This is a genomic window from Acinetobacter sp. VT 511, assembly GCF_001077515.1.
Taxonomy (GTDB): Bacteria; Pseudomonadota; Gammaproteobacteria; order Pseudomonadales; family Moraxellaceae; genus Acinetobacter; species Acinetobacter schindleri.
This window is the reverse complement of sequence record NZ_LFRE01000026.1, coordinates 1-15919: the sequence shown is the minus strand read 5'-3', so window position 1 is coordinate 15919 and position 15919 is coordinate 1. Positions and strand designations below refer to the sequence as shown.

The window sequence follows — 15919 nt, the reverse complement described above, 5'->3', positions numbered from 1 at the left end:
TCACTACAAAATATGTCAAAAATCGAGTAAATGATTAACAAAGCTGAGAAGTGTAGGAAAATAGGTAAGAGAAAAGATTTACTAATAGCAGAGAAAATATAAACCCATAAAAAAAAGGATCAGTAACTGTAGTTACTGATCCTTGAAGCTTTAAATGAATATTAAAATTAACTTTCCTGGAAAGACTGTTCCAGTTCTTCTAATTCCATCATCAGTTCCAGCATCTGTTCTTCAGCAGTTTCCAGTTGTGCTTTCAGTTCAGTCTGCTCATTCATGAGCTTAAGCAATTCATCCTTACGCGCTGCATCATACAGACCAGTATCTGCCAGCTTTTCTTCAATTGCAGCGAGTTTTGGCTGCAACTTTCCGATCTGGCTTTCACATTTTTCAATATTTTTGCGAATCGGCCGAGTCTGCTCACGTTGGCGAGCAGCTTCCTTGCGTTGGGCTTCTTTATCCATTTTACTTGGTACAGGTTTCGCTTCAGCTTGCTGTGTTTTCACCACTTCAGCAGTTTTAGGCGCATTTTTTAATAATTCTGCACGTGCCTGACGTAACCACTCGGCATAAGCCACCAGATCGCCATCAAATTCAGTACATTTGCCGTTATGAACTAACAGCAGCTCATCACAGACACTGGCGATCAGCTGACGTTCATGCGAAACCAGCACGACAGCACCCTCGAAATCTTGTAGTGCCATCGTTAAAGCATGACGCATATCCAGGTCCAGATGGTTGGTTGGTTCATCCAGAATCAGCACGTTTGGACGTTGCCATACGATTAATGCAAGTGCTAAACGGGCGCGTTCACCGCCCGAGAAACTTTCACTTGGTGTATCCATGCGTTCGCCGCTAAAGCCGAAGCTGCCGAGGAAAGAACGCAAGCTGGCCTCACTGATTTTAGGGTCAGCAATACGTGCCAGCTGCAACATCGGACTGGCGCTGCCATCCAGTGCATCCATCTGGTGCTGGGCAAAGTAGCCAATATTTAACAATTCAGAGTCTTTACGAAGACCTTTAATTAAAGCTAAATCACCGACAAGAGATTTAATCAAAGTCGATTTACCAGCACCATTCATCCCCAGCAGACCAATACGGCTATTGGGAGTAATTTGCAGGGTAACATTACGCACAATCAGCTTGTCGCCATAACCGATATCGGCATTTTCCAGCTGTAGTAATGGTGAACTCATTTTGGTGGGTTCACGGAAGCTGAAAGTAAACGGCGTATCTACATGCGCAACGGAGAGTTCCTGCATACGCTCCAGCTGCTTGATTCGGCTCTGGGCCTGTTTTGCCTTGGTGGCTTTAGCCTTAAAACGGTCAATAAATTTTTGCAGATGGGCACGCACTTCAAGCTGCTTTTCATAGGCTTGTTGCTGCTGTGCCAGACGTTCGCTACGGGTACGCTCAAAAGTCGAGTAATTACCGGTATAAAGTGTCAGTTCCTGATTTTCGATATGTAAAATATGATCGGTAATGGCATCCAGGAAATCGCGGTCATGTGAAATCAGGACCAAGGTGCCTTCATAGGCTTTGAGCCAATCTTCTAGCCAAAGAATCGCATCTAAATCTAAATGGTTGGTCGGTTCATCCAGTAATAACAGATCAGAACGGCTCATCAAGGTACGCGCCAGATTCAGACGCATACGCCATCCCCCCGAAAAACTGGCAACATCCAGCTCGGATTGATAATCCATAAAGCCCAAACCTGCCATCAGCTGTGAAGCCTTAGAGGGTGCCACATAACCGGAAATTTCGTCAAAGCGGCCATATAGGCGTGCCAGTTCAGCATCATCCAGCTGTTCAGGATGATTCAGCTTTTGTTGGATATCCCAGTATTCCTCATCACCGGACAGGACAAAATCAATCGCCTTCATATTCAAGGCTTTGATTTCCTGGGCCATATGCGCCACAGTCCAGACTGCAGGACGGGTCAGGGAACCACTGTCAGACTCAATCCCACCCAAGAGTGCTGAAAATAGGGTCGACTTGCCGGCTCCATTGACACCGGTCAGGCCAATTTTCCATCCAGGATGCAATTGCATGGAGGCTTTCTGGAAAAGGATGCGTCCACCGCGGCGTATGGTTAACTGATCTAACTGAATCATGGAACTGTACTGACATTCGACAAGAAGAATGGCGCTATTCTAAAGGAAAGCCCATCAAAATAAAAAAATCTTGCTGGAGAATTCACAGGATCCTGCACTTCATCCATAACATAGATTCATATTTTTGAATCTATGTTTAAATAGAACAGGTATTTTTAATGACAAACAAGATGATATTGAAATATAAATTTCAGTAAAAAATAACCAAGAATAAATAGAGTAGAGCAAAATGAAAAAAGGATCTTTGATTTTAGCAGCCTTGACTGTACTTGCCTCAAATATGAGTTTTGCCGAGGTAGATATCTGCGTCTTTGATTTATTGGGCAAATCTGGTGAATCTTACAAGTTACTAGAAGAATGGCAGTTAGTGAGCAAGCAATGGGGGACTGAAGTACAACTGCTTGCTTATCAGGATGAAGCCAAAGTCGATCAGGACTTTAAAGCAGGCAAATGTGATGGACTGTTTATGACCTCCATGCGTGCCCGGGCCTATAACAAATTTGCCGGTTCAATTGATGCTATTGGTGGTGTGCCTAGCAATGATATCGCCATGAAAGCCATTAGCTATGTACTAGATCAGCGTAATGCCAAACGTCTGGTGTCTACCCATTGGCAAAGACAAGTATGAAGTTGCCGGAATTGTGCAAATTGGTACGGCATATATTTTTGTACGGGATCGTGCCATAAACAAGATTGAACAGGTTAAAGATAAGAAATTTGCAGTTTTGCATTATGACTATGCACAAAAAGTCATGGTAAACAGGATTGAAGCTGTGCCAGTTATGTCGGAAATTTCTAATTTTATTCGCCGTTTTAATCAGGGCGAAGTCGATATTGTGGCTGCCCCTGCTTATGCTTTTAAGCCGCTAGAACTGTCTAAGGGCTTGGGGAGTAAAGGTGCAATGATCAAGTTTCCTGTAGTAAATGTGACGGCAGATTTAATTATTCGGCCAAATAAATTTCCGGACAAGTTTGCAGCACAATCACGTGCCTGGTTCATTAAACAGTTACCGAAAACCATTGCTACTGTTAAACGTATGGAAGCAGAAATTCCAGCTAAATATACGCTAAATTTAAGTCGTGAGGACTATACCAGTTACCAGAAAATTCTCCGAGATGGCCGGATTGATCTGACTAATCAGGGCATCTATGACCCAAATATGATGCGGGTATTGAAACGTGCGCGTTGTACGGTAGAACGTACCAATTTTGAATGCTCATTAGGCGGAGAATAGTGCTCTAATGTATTTGTTTGTAAATTGAATTAAAAAAATGTAAGTTTTTAGGATTTTAAATAAATTGCTAAAAAATTGATATCTATGGACTTCCTTATATCTAAAATGTGAATACGGGACACATTTTGATAATAGGGGACAAACTCCCTAAATATAATGGAGTAAATACTCTATTTTTTTTAAAGAAACTTGCTAATATTTGTCACAAGTATGGAAACTCCATCGAAGAACAAGATTTTGCAAGGATTATTAGAATGAAAAAAACACTTCTAGCATTGGCGGCGTTTTCTGCCGTTAGTTTCGCAGGTACAGCACAAGCGAAAAAAGTCGATATCTGTGTTTTCGACTTACTGGGCAAATCTGGTGAGTCTTTCCAGATGGCTCAGGAATGGGCACTGGCAGCAAAATCATGGGGGGCAGAAATTAATCTGATTGCCCGTCAGGATGAAGCAGTTGCAGATAATGATTTTAAAGCAGGTAAATGTGACGGCGTATTTATGACGGCGATGCGTGCACGTCAATACAATAAATTTGCTGGCTCTATTGATGCGCTAGGCGGCGTGCCAAGCAATGCGATTGCACAGCGTGCCATTACCTTTGCTTTGGATAAACGTAATGCTGCCAAGATGGTCAGTAATTTAGGCGGCAAAAAATATGAAATTGCCGGTATTGCACCACTGGGCTCGGCTTTTATCTTTGTGCGTGACAAAAACATCAACTCGATTGAAAAAGCCGCCGGTAAAAAGTTTGCTGTACTGGGCTATGACGATGCACAAAAAATCATGGTGCAGCGTGTAGGTGCCCAGGCAGTCGTGTCTGATGTATCCAACTTTGTGGCCAAGTTTAATAATGGTCAGGTAGATATGGTAGGTGCACCTGCTTATGCTTATAAGCCGCTAGAAATCTATAAAGGCTTGGGCAATAGTGGCGCGATGTTTAACTTCCCGGTGCTGCATGTCACTTCAGACTTTGTGATCCGTCCTGAAAGCTTCCCGGCAGGTTTTGGACAGAAATCACGTGATTGGTTTGTTAAGAACTTGCCAAAGAGCATGGCGATGATTAACCGTTTAGAAGCCGGTATTCCAGCCAAATATAAAATGAACCTGAGTGCAGAAGACAAGACCAAATATCAAAAAATGCTTCGTGACGGCCGTATGGATATGACCAAGCGGGGAATTTATGATGCTTCTATGATGAGTGTACTGAAACGTGCCCGTTGTTCTGTCGATAAGGCAAACTTCGAATGTTCACTGCCGGGTGAATAAACTGATTTTAAAAGGAAAAAAGCCTGGAAAATTCCAGGCTTTCTTTATGTTAAGGCAGGCAACTTTGCCATTGCCTGCGACTTGAAAATGATTAGAATGAATATCAGTCATGCTGTCATCTTTCTCATAAAAACAATGATATGCAGCAGTCCTGAGAAAACAAAAACAATTTTTTAAGGAATAAAATATGAAAACTTGGTTGAAGGTGTTCGCACTTGGTACAGGCATGGTCGCAGCGTCCGGTACAGTACAGGCGAAGCAAATCATCTGTGTATTTGATTTGGTCGGTAAGAATGGCGATGTGTACGCTGTGATGAAAGATTATCAGCTGGCTGCAAAAAACTGGGGTGCAAATATTGAGCTGCGGGTAAATACTAATGAAGCTGTGGTTGCAGAAGACTTTAAAGCCGGAAAATGTGATGGTATTAGCGTCACGGGGATGCGCGGACGCCAGTTCAATAATTTTACCGGTTCACTGGATGCTATTGGTGCGATCCCAGATCTGAATCTGGCGGTTAAAGTAATGCAAGGACTGGCAAGCAAGACTTTTGCCAAACATATGTTACAAGGCAAATATGAAGTCGCCGGAGTCATTCCAGTGGGTGATGCTTTCCTGCTGGTCAATGACCGCAGTATTAATACCGTAGCTAAAGCAGCAGGCAAAAAAATTGCTGTGCTGGATTATGACGAAGCGCAAAAAATCATGGTGCAACAGGTAGGTGCACAGGCGGTCAGCGCTGATGTCACCAACTTCGGTGCCAAGTTTAACAATGGTCAGGTTGATATCATTGGCGCACCTGCTGCCGTATTCAAACCCTTAGAATTGCATAAAGGTCTAGGTAGCAAAGGTGCGATTGTGAATTATCCGATTTTACAGGTGACAGGTAATATCATTATCCGTCCAGATAAATTCCCGGCAGGTTTTGGGCAAAAATCACGTGAATGGGTGAAAGGGGAGTTGCCACGCGCTTTCGGAATTTTAGGTAAAATGAAAGCTGATATTCCCTCTAAATACTGGATGGATATTCCAGCAGCAGACAAACCCGGTTATCAGAAAATGATGCGTGAAGCGCGGATTGATCTGACGAAGCGCGGTATTTATGACAAACGTATGATGAAGCTGTTATGGCAGTTCCGCTGTAAGCAGGACCCGAAAAACTTTGAGTGTGCACTACAGGATGAAAATTATAAACAATCCTGATAAATTTACTCTGATTAAGCTTTAATTTACAAAGACTGACCATATATTGAGTATGCTATACTTGAAATATGGTCTTTTCTTTTTAAAGATGTCCGAACCGAACAGAGGAATCCATCATGAATGCTCAAGCACTTGTGCTGACTGACAATGCTGCCAATAAAGTACGCCAATTGCGTGACAGTGAAGGTAACCAAGATCTTATGCTGCGTGTCTATGTGACTGGTGGCGGCTGTTCAGGTTTCTCTTATGGCTTCAACTTTGCTGAAAGCCAGAATGAAGATGATGCAGAATTTATTAACGGCGATGTGAAGATGCTGGTCGACTCACTTAGCTACCAGTATTTAGTAGGTTCAGTCGTTGACTATATTGAAGGGCTGGAAGGTTCACGCTTTGTGGTACAAAACCCGAATGCTACGACTACATGTGGCTGTGGTTCATCTTTCTCGATCTAAACATGATTTGAGATTTAGGCCATAGAAATCAAAAAGTCCTCATCATGAGGACTTTTTTATACGCTATTTTTATAGTTAAGCCTCAAGTTTCACCGCCTCAAGCAGGTCAAAGATCACGGTTGTCACATCCTGACTCAGCTCACGATTATTAAAAATCTCATAAGCTGTGATAGTAATGTCGGTATCACTTGGTAACAGCTTTTGTTCTTCTTCAATCAGGTCATTGATCGGCAATAGAGTCTGTTTTACTTGCAAATGTAGAATGTCTTGATAGGCAATATTTTCATCCTCAAGTTCAATCAGCTGCTCATTGAAATAAGGGAGCAAAATCGCATGTAAATAAGGCTGAAGTTCTACAATATCAAAGATTTCGATATCACGAGTTTCATCAATTGTGCTGATATGATCATTAGCTTCAATCAGGATATGGTAATAACTCATGCCGATCTCCACAGAGGGCTTTAGTGAATGATAGATGCTCACAATAACATGAAATCATCAACTATGGTCGTTCAAAAAGATAATAAAGACATAAAAATTATAAGGGATTAGATCGCTTAAGATTTGCGTGTATACAGCAAAGTCTTGTCTGCCGGGCGCAGTTCAAAATTTTCCAGCTTCTGTTCACCCAGTACCGGATACATCAGTGCTTCAGGATCGCCATGATGCAATAAACCCAAGGCATGACCCAGCTCATGTGCCAGTGTTAGACGCAAGTCATCTTGCGCATCAAACTGATAGATATGGATTTCATCACCTTTAAAAATCCCTTTATGGAACTGGCGTGGCGGAAAGCGCTGCTGTGCCTGATTAATATTATTGTGGTGAGACTGAACACTGCTTTGGTAGGCAGAAACCTGAGTATTAAAAGATAATTGTTGTTGCTGCAGATATTCCGCTTCACGCTGGAAACGTTCTGACCTGAATTGAAGCTCGTTAAATTCCTGTTGCAACTGCTGACGTTGATGAGCAGAAAGTCCTGGCTGATTGCGCCGTAGCATGAGTTGCTCGAACTGGAGTTGTAGCAGATTGCGCTGCTCTAACAGCTGACGCTGTTGCTGATCCAGATGATTTCGGGAAGCAGTCAGGTTTTCTGCCTGACGTTGATATTGGGCTTCATCGCGAAGTAATTTCTGTGTGGTTTTTTTCAGCGCGTCATATTCCTGCTGGCGGTGATCATAAATCAGCTTAATGCTGAGCTGCGCATTTTCATCATAGACCATCAGGTCATCACGGCCAGTACCACGATGCCAGATTTCAATAGCTTCTTGTGCCAGTTGAATCACTTCTTCACGAGTTAGTCCAAAACCCGGGTTGACCTGATCCACCTTAAAGCGTAAGCGCGTATCAAAAGGATGGGTGAGTCGGTCAGTCAGAGAGTTGAATTTTAGCTGCGGATGAGACTGGGTCTGTAGATGCAGAAAACCTGCAACTAGTAATACCACTACGACTAGACAGAGCAAAAGACGCATATTTTTTATTTAAATATTTATTTTTAAAAATATAGCTTAAATTTGGTATTTTTCCCATGCCTATTTACGTTACCCTTCAGCTTTGGGATAAAGCCCTAATTCGGCCAAGGCCTGCTGCAAAATTTTAAGGCGGATCGCCGGATCCATATTACTTTGCATCTGCATATTCAGTGAAAATGCCACAATTTCGTCCTGAGGTGTTTCGATCCAGCCGGTGAGCCAGCCGACTTGCGGCTCCACATCCATACCCCAACCAGATTTGGCATATAGTCGATAAGCTTGTCGCTCCTGTAACAGTAACATGGTTTTAACTTGCTGCTGAAACCGAGGATCAAAGGCAAGTTGCTCTTGAGCAAGCGCAGAGGCAAATTTGACTTCCTGTTTTGGAGTAACTTTCAAAGGTCCGACCAACCAGAAGTTGTCGATATGCTGACCAATCTGCTGATTACCAAATTGGATGCGTTGCACTTCCTGTTGCATTAATTCCAGACCAATGCGACGTGCCAGTTCCTGATAGACCGGTACAGCAGAAGCTTGCATGGCTTGGCCGAGAGTCATGTCTTTTTCCCAGGCTGCAAAACTGCGCTTCTTGCGATCCCATTTAAAAATTTCATTGGTCGTAGCTTTACCATGTTGCAGGCCAATCAGAGCATTAAGCATTTTAAAGGTTGAAGCAGGAACATATTCGGTATGTGCACGACTCAACTCATTGCCATAGACTTGTAGATGTGGACCCCGTTGAATTACTAAAACGCCAGAGCTTTGTGCCTGATCAAATAACTTTACAATAGCTTGAATAGATTGAGTTGAAGTGATTTGAGAGGGCGAATTTGAAACAGCGAAGCTACAGGCTGTCAGGCTCAAGCAACTGAGTAAAGGCAACAAAATAAGAATTTTCATAAGTTCAGGATATTTTAATATTTGATTTAACTTAAACAGCTTTGCCTGAAAATATGATCCAATTTTGGTAATTTTCCATTTATTCCTTCAAGTCTAGGCATAAAAAAAACCGCGCTTTCGCGCGGTCTTTTTTTAAGTTTAAGCTGACAAATTATTTTTTATCATCTTTCACTTCAGTGAACTCAGCATCTACAACGCCGTCATCCGCTTTTTGTTGTTGACCTTCACCACTCTGGAAAGCATTTGGATCAAAACCTTGCGCACCGCCTTGGCCTTGAGCTGCTTCATAAGCACGTTGCGTGATCGGCATGATGATGTTTTGCAGCGCTTCAGTTTTCGCTTTGATCGCTTCTACATCATTTTCTTTAGTTGATGCTTCTAACTCAGACACTGCAGTTTCGATTGCAGTTTTTTCGTCAGCAGTCACTTGTTCACCAAGATCTTTCACTGCTTTTTGAGCAGAAGAAACCAGGGCATCCGCTTCGTTACGTGCTTTAGCCAGCTCTTCAAACTTACGGTCTTCTTCAGCATTCGCTTCAGCATCTTTGATCATTGCTTCGATTTCAGCATCAGACAAACCTGAGTTTGCTTTGATCTGGATAGATTGCTCTTTACCAGTGCTCTTGTCTTTCGCAGATACTTTCAAGATACCATCGGCGTTGATGTCGAACGATACTTCAATTTGTGGCACACCACGTGGAGCTGGTGGGATGTCACCTAACTGGAAATTACCCAACAGTTTGTTTTGCTGCGCCATTTTACGTTCACCTTGGTAAACCGAAATGTCTACAGCAGGCTGGTTGTCCGCAGCAGTTGAGAACACTTGCGATTTTTTCGCAGGAATCGTGGTGTTTTTCTCGATGATTGGAGTCAACACGCCGCCCATGGTTTCAATACCAAGTGTTAAAGGCGTTACATCCAGCAGAAGTACGTCAGTTTTGTCGCCAGACAATACCGCACCTTGAATCGCAGCACCTATTGCGACTGCTTCGTCCGGGTTCACGTCTTTACGTGGCTCACGACCGAAGAATTCTTGTACTTTTTGTTGTACAAGTGGCATACGAGACTGACCACCTACCAAAATTACGTCAGAGATGTCAGAAGTCGAAAGACCAGCATCTTTAAGTGCAATACGGCAAGGCTCAATCGTACGCGCAACCAGGTCAGCAACCAAACCTTCAAGTTTTGCACGAGTAACATTGATCACTAAGTGTTTAGGACCAGTCGCATCTGCAGTGATGTATGGAAGGTTGATTTCAGTTGCGTTAGAAGAAGAAAGCTCGATTTTTGCTTTTTCAGCAGCTTCTTTCAGACGTTGTAACGCAAGTGGATCGTTTTTCAGATTCACATTTTGTTCTTTCTTGAACTCTTCAACCAGATAGTCGATCAATGCGTTATCGAAGTCTTCACCACCCAGGAATGTATCACCGTTGGTAGATAACACTTCGATTTGCTGGTCGCCATCAAGGTCAGCAATTTCAATGATTGATACGTCGAAAGTACCACCACCCAAGTCGTATACAGCAACTTTACGGTCGCCTTCTTTCTTGTCCATACCGAACGCAAGTGCAGCAGCAGTTGGTTCGTTGATGATACGTTTAACTTCTAAGCCTGCAATTCGGCCTGCATCTTTAGTAGCCTGACGTTGCGCATCATTGAAGTAAGCAGGAACAGTAATCACCGCTTCAGTCACTGTTTCACCCAGATAGTCTTCTGCAGTTTTCTTCATTTTTTTCAGAACTTCTGCAGAGATCTGTTGTGGTGCAAGTTTCTTGTCGTTTACTTCAACCCAAGCATCGCCATTGTCAGCTTTCAGGATTTTGTAAGGAACCAGACCGATATCTTTTTGTACTGCCTGGTCTTCATAACGACGACCGATCAGACGTTTGATCGCGAATAATGTATTTTTAGGATTCGTTACCGCTTGGCGTTTAGCTGATTGACCCACCAGAATTTCACCATCTTTGTACGCAATAATAGATGGAGTTGTACGTGCGCCTTCAGCGTTTTCGATAACTTTAACTTTGTCGCCTTCAAGTACTGCAACACATGAGTTTGTAGTACCTAAGTCAATACCAATGATTTTAGCCATTTGGATGTTTCCTCAAAAATTCTTTTATTCCCAAATTGTTTCCCTTATCAAAGGGAAATTAAAAGGGATTTACTTGTTATCGGATATGAGAGCCGTTCAATTTTTTTCAAGTAAATTTTTAGAAAAAATTTCACAAACTCCCGAATTTATTTAGCTTAAGCGCCAACCATAACCATTGCAGGACGTAATAAACGGCCGTTCAGGGCATAGCCTTTTTGCAAGACTGTACCGATCTCATTGGCTTTGGCATCTGGTGCAATACCAACTGCCTGATGTAACTCGGCATTAAAACCATTCTCGGTATCAACTACGACCACACCAAATTTTTCTAATGTTGTCAGTAAACCTTTTAAAGTTAGTTCTACGCCTTCCCGTAACGGGCCTTGTTCTTCACCCGCAGCGAGAATTGCACGTTCCAGGTTATCTACAGTTTCTAACAGCTCTTTAGAGAACTTTTCCAAAACAGTATCTTTATGCTTTTCTGATTCGCGCTGAATGCGTTCTACACTTTTTTGTGCCTCATATACGGCATTTGCAGTACGTGCTTTTTCCAGTTTTAAATCGCCTTCAAGCTGGGCGATTTGTTCCTGTAAAGACTCAACGGTAACTTCAGCTTGTTCAGGTTCAGCTTGAGCTGTTTGTTGTTCCGTTTGCTCTTGCTCAAGTTCTTGAGCTTGATCGTTTTGCTCAGTCGCCATTGATTTACTCCGTTTAAATGGGTTCTTAAACATGTACAGTCCTTCGGTATCAGTGCTAACTGTGTGAATGCTGAACTGCCATGATTTGGGAAGTTCTTAATTACATAAAGAAGTCGGGGCTGGGCTTCAAAATTCAAGCGAAATGAGTGATTAATTTTAAGATTTATTGCAAAAGTCCGTATTTCTGTTGTTCCAAACTGGATTGAAATGAGAAAAAGCAGACAATTTCTCTGTTTTGAAGATAAAAACCTCAGAATTTTTAGTTAGTTTTGATCTTAGTAATTAGATGAGAGATGAATGTATAAGTACTTAAATTAGTTTTTAGAAAATAAATCATTCATTAAAATAATGTTTTTAATCAGAAAAATTTTTAATCGTATTTTTAGATATAAATAATAATATTTATCTGTTTTAAAAATTAAATCAAAAGCACCATCATAGCTTTATCAACAGTGACCTGGTTCAGAAGGAGAGAGCCGAACTAGGTTACTGTTCCTGATTCGTTTTACCCTTTTATAGCTGAATACCCCAAGACTCAGCTATTTTTTTGCCTGAATGTTTATGTTGACTGTTTTTTAGACATAAAAGCGATTAATAACTAAGCAATAAAGTATTTCACAAAAAATGATCAACTTCGTATTATTCGTTTCAGATTCTATCGCTGTAGTTTCTTCTTATTTTGAAATGTGTTTTTCAAGCTTATCCTCTCTAGATAAGCTTTTTTTTTGCGTAAAATTTATTAATTTTCTTCTCACATTCTAGTGATCAGTCACTTATAGAAAAGCTGTAAATTAAAGCCTACAAGGATTCAGGACAATATCTACTTTGTTAGATACTCGAATCAGCCTAATATTGATTTATCGAGAACAGGAAGTTCTTAAAAATTTGCTGAGAAGCATATAAACGAGAGGATGTTCGTTTAAACACAACCCTATAAAACCCCTGAAGAAATACGCTTCAGGGGTTTTATTCTATAATAGCTATCTAACATCTATTTCTGTTCATAAAGACATTAAAAAAAGCCCGAGATCGGGCTTTTTTATAGATGAAACTTATCTGGATCAGTGGCCGTTTAAGTCGCTTTCAACTTTTTAGATTAATCTTACTATTCTAGCGACGTGATTCCTGCCAGCGTTTGACACGTTCATTTCGGTTCTGTTCAGCTTTACGTCGTTGCTGCTGTTCAGCTGCTCGGCGACGTGTATCTGTCTGCTGTCCACGCTTTTTACGCTCTGCCTCGGCTCGGTTTCTAGCCGCTTGGCTGCTACTGATTTTTTTGCGTTGCTGTTCAATACGCTGGCGTTCCTGCTGACGTCTGTGATCCAACTCAATCTGTTTTCTACGTTGATCATTTAACTGGCGTCGCTGTTGCTCTAGTCGCTGACGTTCCAGTTCAGTTCGGCGACGTTCCTGCTGTAAACGTCGTTGCTGTTCATATTCCCAACGCTGCCGATCATAACGGTAATCGCGGTCATAGCGATAGTCATAAGCTCTATTATAACGTCCGTCATAATAGTCATCTTCAGGGAATGCGACACAACCTACAGCCAATAAGCTCGTCGCAATTGATACGAATATCAGTTTTCTAGCCATAGGTGAGCACTCCTTGTTAAGGTCAATCCTACAATTTATGCCTCAACAGCAGCTTAAATTGTCAATGACAGGGGGATAAAATGAGATTAGCTTATTGATCTGCCTAAATTTGTATGTCGATGTGGGCACTTATATAAGAATATGGTCAAAATACACCCTGATCATGTAGAAAATATGAAGAATTAAGCGAATAAGGATGGGAAGCTATGGTGATATCGAGTCAGCAATTACAAGCCATGATGGAGAAGGGTCAAGGGGTGGCAGCGCGTCTGCTGGACCGATTACCTAAAATTGCTCAGGAAAGAATAGTCAGAAGTCTGGATTATCCTTACCACTATCCTGAACTGGATCCCTTTATAAAATGTCTGATGGCTGTGCAGTTAAAACAGGGCAAAACTGGAATAGTCAGAGAAGATATCGCGCAGTCACGTATTTTCTTTGAACAGAGCATGCAATTGCTAAAATCCAAACCGACTGCTATTCGCCAGGTTGAAGATATCCAGTTACCCTTGCATAGTGGCATTGTACAAGCACGTCACTATCACCCGGCTCCAGCTAAAAAGTTGCCTTTAATTATATTTTATCATGGCGGAGGCTTCCTGATTGGCAGTTTGGATACACATGATGAATATTGTCGTTTGTTGGCCCAACACGCGCATGCCCAAGTATTAAGTGTCGCTTATCCTTTGGCGCCAGAACATCATCCTTCACAAATTGTTCAAGTTTGCGAAGATGCATTGGCATGGGCGCATCAACACAGCCAGCAGCTCAGAATTCTAAAAAAACGCATTGCAGTCGCAGGAGACAGTGCGGGTGGCAATCTGGCAGCAGTCGTAGCTCAGCGCAGTGCAGACAAGGTTTATGTACCTCAGGCTCAGTTATTACTTTATCCAGCCATGGACTTTAAAAGCCGTCATCCTTCCTATTTTGCTTATAAAGATGGTCTGGTACTCACTGATGGTGATATCGAACTGGTGACTTATCATTATGTGGAACGACATGAAATTGCATTGGATGATCCACTCATTTCACCGACCTATGGCAACCTGAAAAATTTACCGCCGGCTTATCTGATTACTGCTGGTCATGATGTGTTGCATGATGAAGGGGCTATTTATGCACATAAGCTGCGTCAGCATGGAACGAAAGTGCATTATCATGATTATACCGATCAGACGCATGGCTTTATTAATCTGACCAGTATTTCAAGACGCGCCAAAAAGAATGTAATTGAAATGAGTAAACACTTCCGTAAGTTCTGGGATAAGCATAGTTAAAAATAGCTCTCTGTATAGAGAGTAATAAATCAAATCTCAATTAAGGTGTTTCACGTGAAACACCAGTTTTTACTTTTTATGTACCTTGGCTTCAGGAAAGACCAGATTGAATTTAGGTACATAAAAGCTTTGTATATATTTAGCGCGGGAAAAATCCGGGAAAATTGATTGAGTATTTTGCCACTCTACCTGAGCGAGTTTGGATAGATAGCCTCGGAATTGCGGGCTAAACTGATAATGTGACGATTTCCAGGTTTGTCGAATCTTTAACATGGATGTTGGAAGATGATGACTATTTAAATAGAAGGAACGTGATGATTTAGATTTCTTCAGACGAACAGTCATGTTTTGCCCTTGATGAGTGATTCGGCAAATTACTTCCTGTCCTTGTTCCTGCCATTCAAATTCTGCGTATTCCTTCGGTATCCCCCATAAGTGTTGACCGTGAACAATAGATTCATGCGTAGAAACATAAATCTTTGGAATAGTAGACAGACGTCTTCGACTTATTAAAGGATGGTCCATAATCAGTAGCTCGTCATAAGGACCTACAGGAGAATGGTGATAACGTACCAGCATAACTTGTACAACACGACCCAGCGGAGAAGGGGCAATTCCAAAATTCCGAGATTCACGGATAAAGTGCGGTGTAATCCAATAATTCAAAATAAAACCCTCTCCCTGTAAATGCCAGGGAGGAAACTGATGAATATTTTTCTCCTGCAAACGGTGCACGTTCATTCTTATTCTCTTGTAATTGGTCGGTTAGGGTAATGCATTAATGGGTATCAAAGATTAATATAGCTTGATTCTCAACCCTTACTTCTGAGTAGATGAGTTAAAAAATGTTAAAAAAACCATTATATGCAATAGCTTTAACAGCTTTAGCTTTACCAGCACTGGCGGCCAATTCCATAATTGAAATGAAAACTTCTATGGGGAATATCGAAATTGAGCTTTATAATGATAAAGCACCGATCTCTGCCAAAAACTTTGAAGACTATGTAAAAGACAACTTCTATAAAGGCACCATTTTTCACCGGGTTATTCCAGGTTTTATGGTACAGGGGGGCGGCTTTGATGCGAATATGGTGGAAAAGCCAAATAATAAGTCAACTATTAAGAATGAATCTTATAATGGTTTAAGCAATACACGTGGCACTTTAGCTATGGCCCGTATGAATCAGCCAGATTCAGCCCGTTCCCAGTTCTTTGTGAACCTGGTCGATAATAACTTTTTGAACCGTTCTCCTATGAATGCGGGTTATGCAGTATTTGGTAAAGTAACTAAAGGCATGGATGTGGTTGATAAAATTGCTGGTGTTACGACTGCCAACTATGGAATGCATCAAAATGTGCCACTAAAACCAGTTATTATTAATAGTGTGAGCATTAAAACAGCAAGCCCGCAAAAATAAGTAAAAAATGATGTAGAAATATTTTAAGGTTATTTTTATTTTATAATCATGTGGTTATGTGAATAATAGAATAAAAATGATCCATATTGGTGCATAAAAATAGTACACTCGTGATTTGTGTCAGTGAAAAGCACTTGCACGTGTAGGAAATTGCCCTATAATGCACCCATACCGACGAGATACACGGTGATGAACGAAGCGAGAT

Annotated in this window: 13 protein-coding genes and 1 pseudogene; 6 read left to right on the top strand and 8 right to left on the bottom strand. The window is 41.6% G+C overall.

What is annotated here, in order from left to right; all coding sequences use genetic code 11:
• Positions 1 to 167: 167 nt before the first annotated feature.
• Entirely contained in the window at positions 168 to 2111 is a 1944-nt protein-coding gene (locus tag ACS72_RS00725; protein WP_048880937.1) for an ATP-binding cassette domain-containing protein, read from the bottom strand.
• Positions 2112 to 2340: 229 nt separating this feature from the next.
• Here ACS72_RS00725 and ACS72_RS00720 point away from each other — a divergent pair.
• The 4 genes and pseudogenes from ACS72_RS00720 (at position 2341) to erpA (ending at position 6264) form a co-directional block, all read left to right on the top strand.
• Positions 2341 to 3346 (top strand): annotated as a pseudogene (locus ACS72_RS00720) (putative solute-binding protein).
• A 254-nt stretch (positions 3347 to 3600) separates the two neighbouring features.
• A complete protein-coding gene (locus ACS72_RS00715; RefSeq protein WP_004814025.1) occupies positions 3601 to 4611 on the top strand; it encodes a putative solute-binding protein in 1011 nt (336 codons plus the stop codon).
• Between the two features lie 226 nt (positions 4612 to 4837).
• The gene (locus tag ACS72_RS00710) at positions 4838 to 5812 is read left to right on the top strand and encodes a putative solute-binding protein (RefSeq protein ID WP_171249827.1); all 975 of its coding nucleotides are present in this window, start codon (positions 4838 to 4840) and stop codon (positions 5810 to 5812) included.
• A 116-nt stretch (positions 5813 to 5928) separates the two neighbouring features.
• Positions 5929 to 6264 (top strand): iron-sulfur cluster insertion protein ErpA, encoded by a 336-nt coding sequence (gene erpA / locus ACS72_RS00705; protein WP_004814030.1) that lies wholly within the window; start codon positions 5929 to 5931, stop codon positions 6262 to 6264.
• Between the two features lie 75 nt (positions 6265 to 6339).
• Here the strand turns inward: erpA and ACS72_RS00700 are convergent, their stop codons facing one another.
• From ACS72_RS00700 to ACS72_RS00675, 6 genes are all read right to left on the bottom strand, one after another.
• A complete protein-coding gene (locus ACS72_RS00700; protein ID WP_171058635.1) occupies positions 6340 to 6717 on the bottom strand; it encodes a hypothetical protein in 378 nt (125 codons plus the stop codon).
• Between the two features lie 104 nt (positions 6718 to 6821).
• Complete coding sequence (locus tag ACS72_RS00695; RefSeq protein ID WP_048880935.1) at positions 6822 to 7736, bottom strand: matrixin family metalloprotease; 915 nt, start codon at positions 7734 to 7736, stop codon at positions 6822 to 6824.
• Positions 7737 to 7805: 69 nt separating this feature from the next.
• The gene (locus tag ACS72_RS00690) at positions 7806 to 8636 is read right to left on the bottom strand and encodes an OXA-134 family carbapenem-hydrolyzing class D beta-lactamase OXA-360 (RefSeq protein WP_048880934.1); all 831 of its coding nucleotides are present in this window, start codon (positions 8634 to 8636) and stop codon (positions 7806 to 7808) included.
• Positions 8637 to 8787: 151 nt separating this feature from the next.
• Positions 8788 to 10728, bottom strand: coding sequence for a molecular chaperone DnaK (gene dnaK / locus ACS72_RS00685; protein WP_048880933.1), 1941 nt, complete (start codon positions 10726 to 10728; stop codon positions 8788 to 8790).
• A gap of 155 nt (positions 10729 to 10883) precedes the next feature.
• Positions 10884 to 11426 (bottom strand): nucleotide exchange factor GrpE, encoded by a 543-nt coding sequence (gene grpE, locus ACS72_RS00680; protein WP_004780371.1) that lies wholly within the window; start codon positions 11424 to 11426, stop codon positions 10884 to 10886.
• A 1110-nt stretch (positions 11427 to 12536) separates the two neighbouring features.
• A complete protein-coding gene (locus ACS72_RS00675) occupies positions 12537 to 13019 on the bottom strand; it encodes a hypothetical protein (RefSeq protein ID WP_008305938.1) in 483 nt (160 codons plus the stop codon).
• A gap of 206 nt (positions 13020 to 13225) precedes the next feature.
• On the opposite strand from ACS72_RS00675, the gene ACS72_RS00670 reads away from it, so the two are divergent.
• Complete coding sequence (locus tag ACS72_RS00670; protein ID WP_048880932.1) at positions 13226 to 14296, top strand: alpha/beta hydrolase; 1071 nt, start codon at positions 13226 to 13228, stop codon at positions 14294 to 14296.
• Positions 14297 to 14365: 69 nt separating this feature from the next.
• On the opposite strand, the gene ACS72_RS00665 is transcribed toward ACS72_RS00670, so the two are convergent.
• Positions 14366 to 15037, bottom strand: a complete 672-nt coding sequence (locus ACS72_RS00665; protein WP_048880931.1) for an acetoacetate decarboxylase family protein — start codon at positions 15035 to 15037, stop codon at positions 14366 to 14368.
• Positions 15038 to 15141: 104 nt separating this feature from the next.
• Here ACS72_RS00665 and ACS72_RS00660 point away from each other — a divergent pair, with 104 nt between their 5' ends.
• The gene (locus ACS72_RS00660) at positions 15142 to 15714 is read left to right on the top strand and encodes a peptidylprolyl isomerase (RefSeq protein WP_048880930.1); all 573 of its coding nucleotides are present in this window, start codon (positions 15142 to 15144) and stop codon (positions 15712 to 15714) included.
• Positions 15715 to 15919: the final 205 nt, after the last annotated feature.

Excerpts from the sequence above, each read along its gene's own strand:
- ACS72_RS00725 (WP_048880937.1), bottom strand. The coding sequence starts at position 2,111 with ATGATTCAGTTAGATCAGTTAACCATACGCCGCGGTGGACGCATCCTT.
- ACS72_RS00715 (WP_004814025.1), top strand. The coding sequence starts at position 3,601 with ATGAAAAAAACACTTCTAGCATTGGCGGCGTTTTCTGCCGTTAGTTTC.
- ACS72_RS00710 (WP_171249827.1), top strand. The coding sequence starts at position 4,838 with ATGGTCGCAGCGTCCGGTACAGTACAGGCGAAGCAAATCATCTGTGTA.
- erpA (WP_004814030.1), top strand. The coding sequence starts at position 5,929 with ATGAATGCTCAAGCACTTGTGCTGACTGACAATGCTGCCAATAAAGTA.
- ACS72_RS00695 (WP_048880935.1), bottom strand. The coding sequence starts at position 7,736 with ATGCGTCTTTTGCTCTGTCTAGTCGTAGTGGTATTACTAGTTGCAGGT.
- ACS72_RS00690 (WP_048880934.1), bottom strand. The coding sequence starts at position 8,636 with ATGAAAATTCTTATTTTGTTGCCTTTACTCAGTTGCTTGAGCCTGACA.
- dnaK (WP_048880933.1), bottom strand. The coding sequence starts at position 10,728 with ATGGCTAAAATCATTGGTATTGACTTAGGTACTACAAACTCATGTGTT.
- grpE (WP_004780371.1), bottom strand. The coding sequence starts at position 11,426 with ATGGCGACTGAGCAAAACGATCAAGCTCAAGAACTTGAGCAAGAGCAA.
- ACS72_RS00675 (WP_008305938.1), bottom strand. The coding sequence starts at position 13,019 with ATGGCTAGAAAACTGATATTCGTATCAATTGCGACGAGCTTATTGGCT.
- ACS72_RS00670 (WP_048880932.1), top strand. The coding sequence starts at position 13,226 with ATGGTGATATCGAGTCAGCAATTACAAGCCATGATGGAGAAGGGTCAA.
- ACS72_RS00665 (WP_048880931.1), bottom strand. The coding sequence starts at position 15,037 with ATGAACGTGCACCGTTTGCAGGAGAAAAATATTCATCAGTTTCCTCCC.
- ACS72_RS00660 (WP_048880930.1), top strand. The coding sequence starts at position 15,142 with ATGTTAAAAAAACCATTATATGCAATAGCTTTAACAGCTTTAGCTTTA.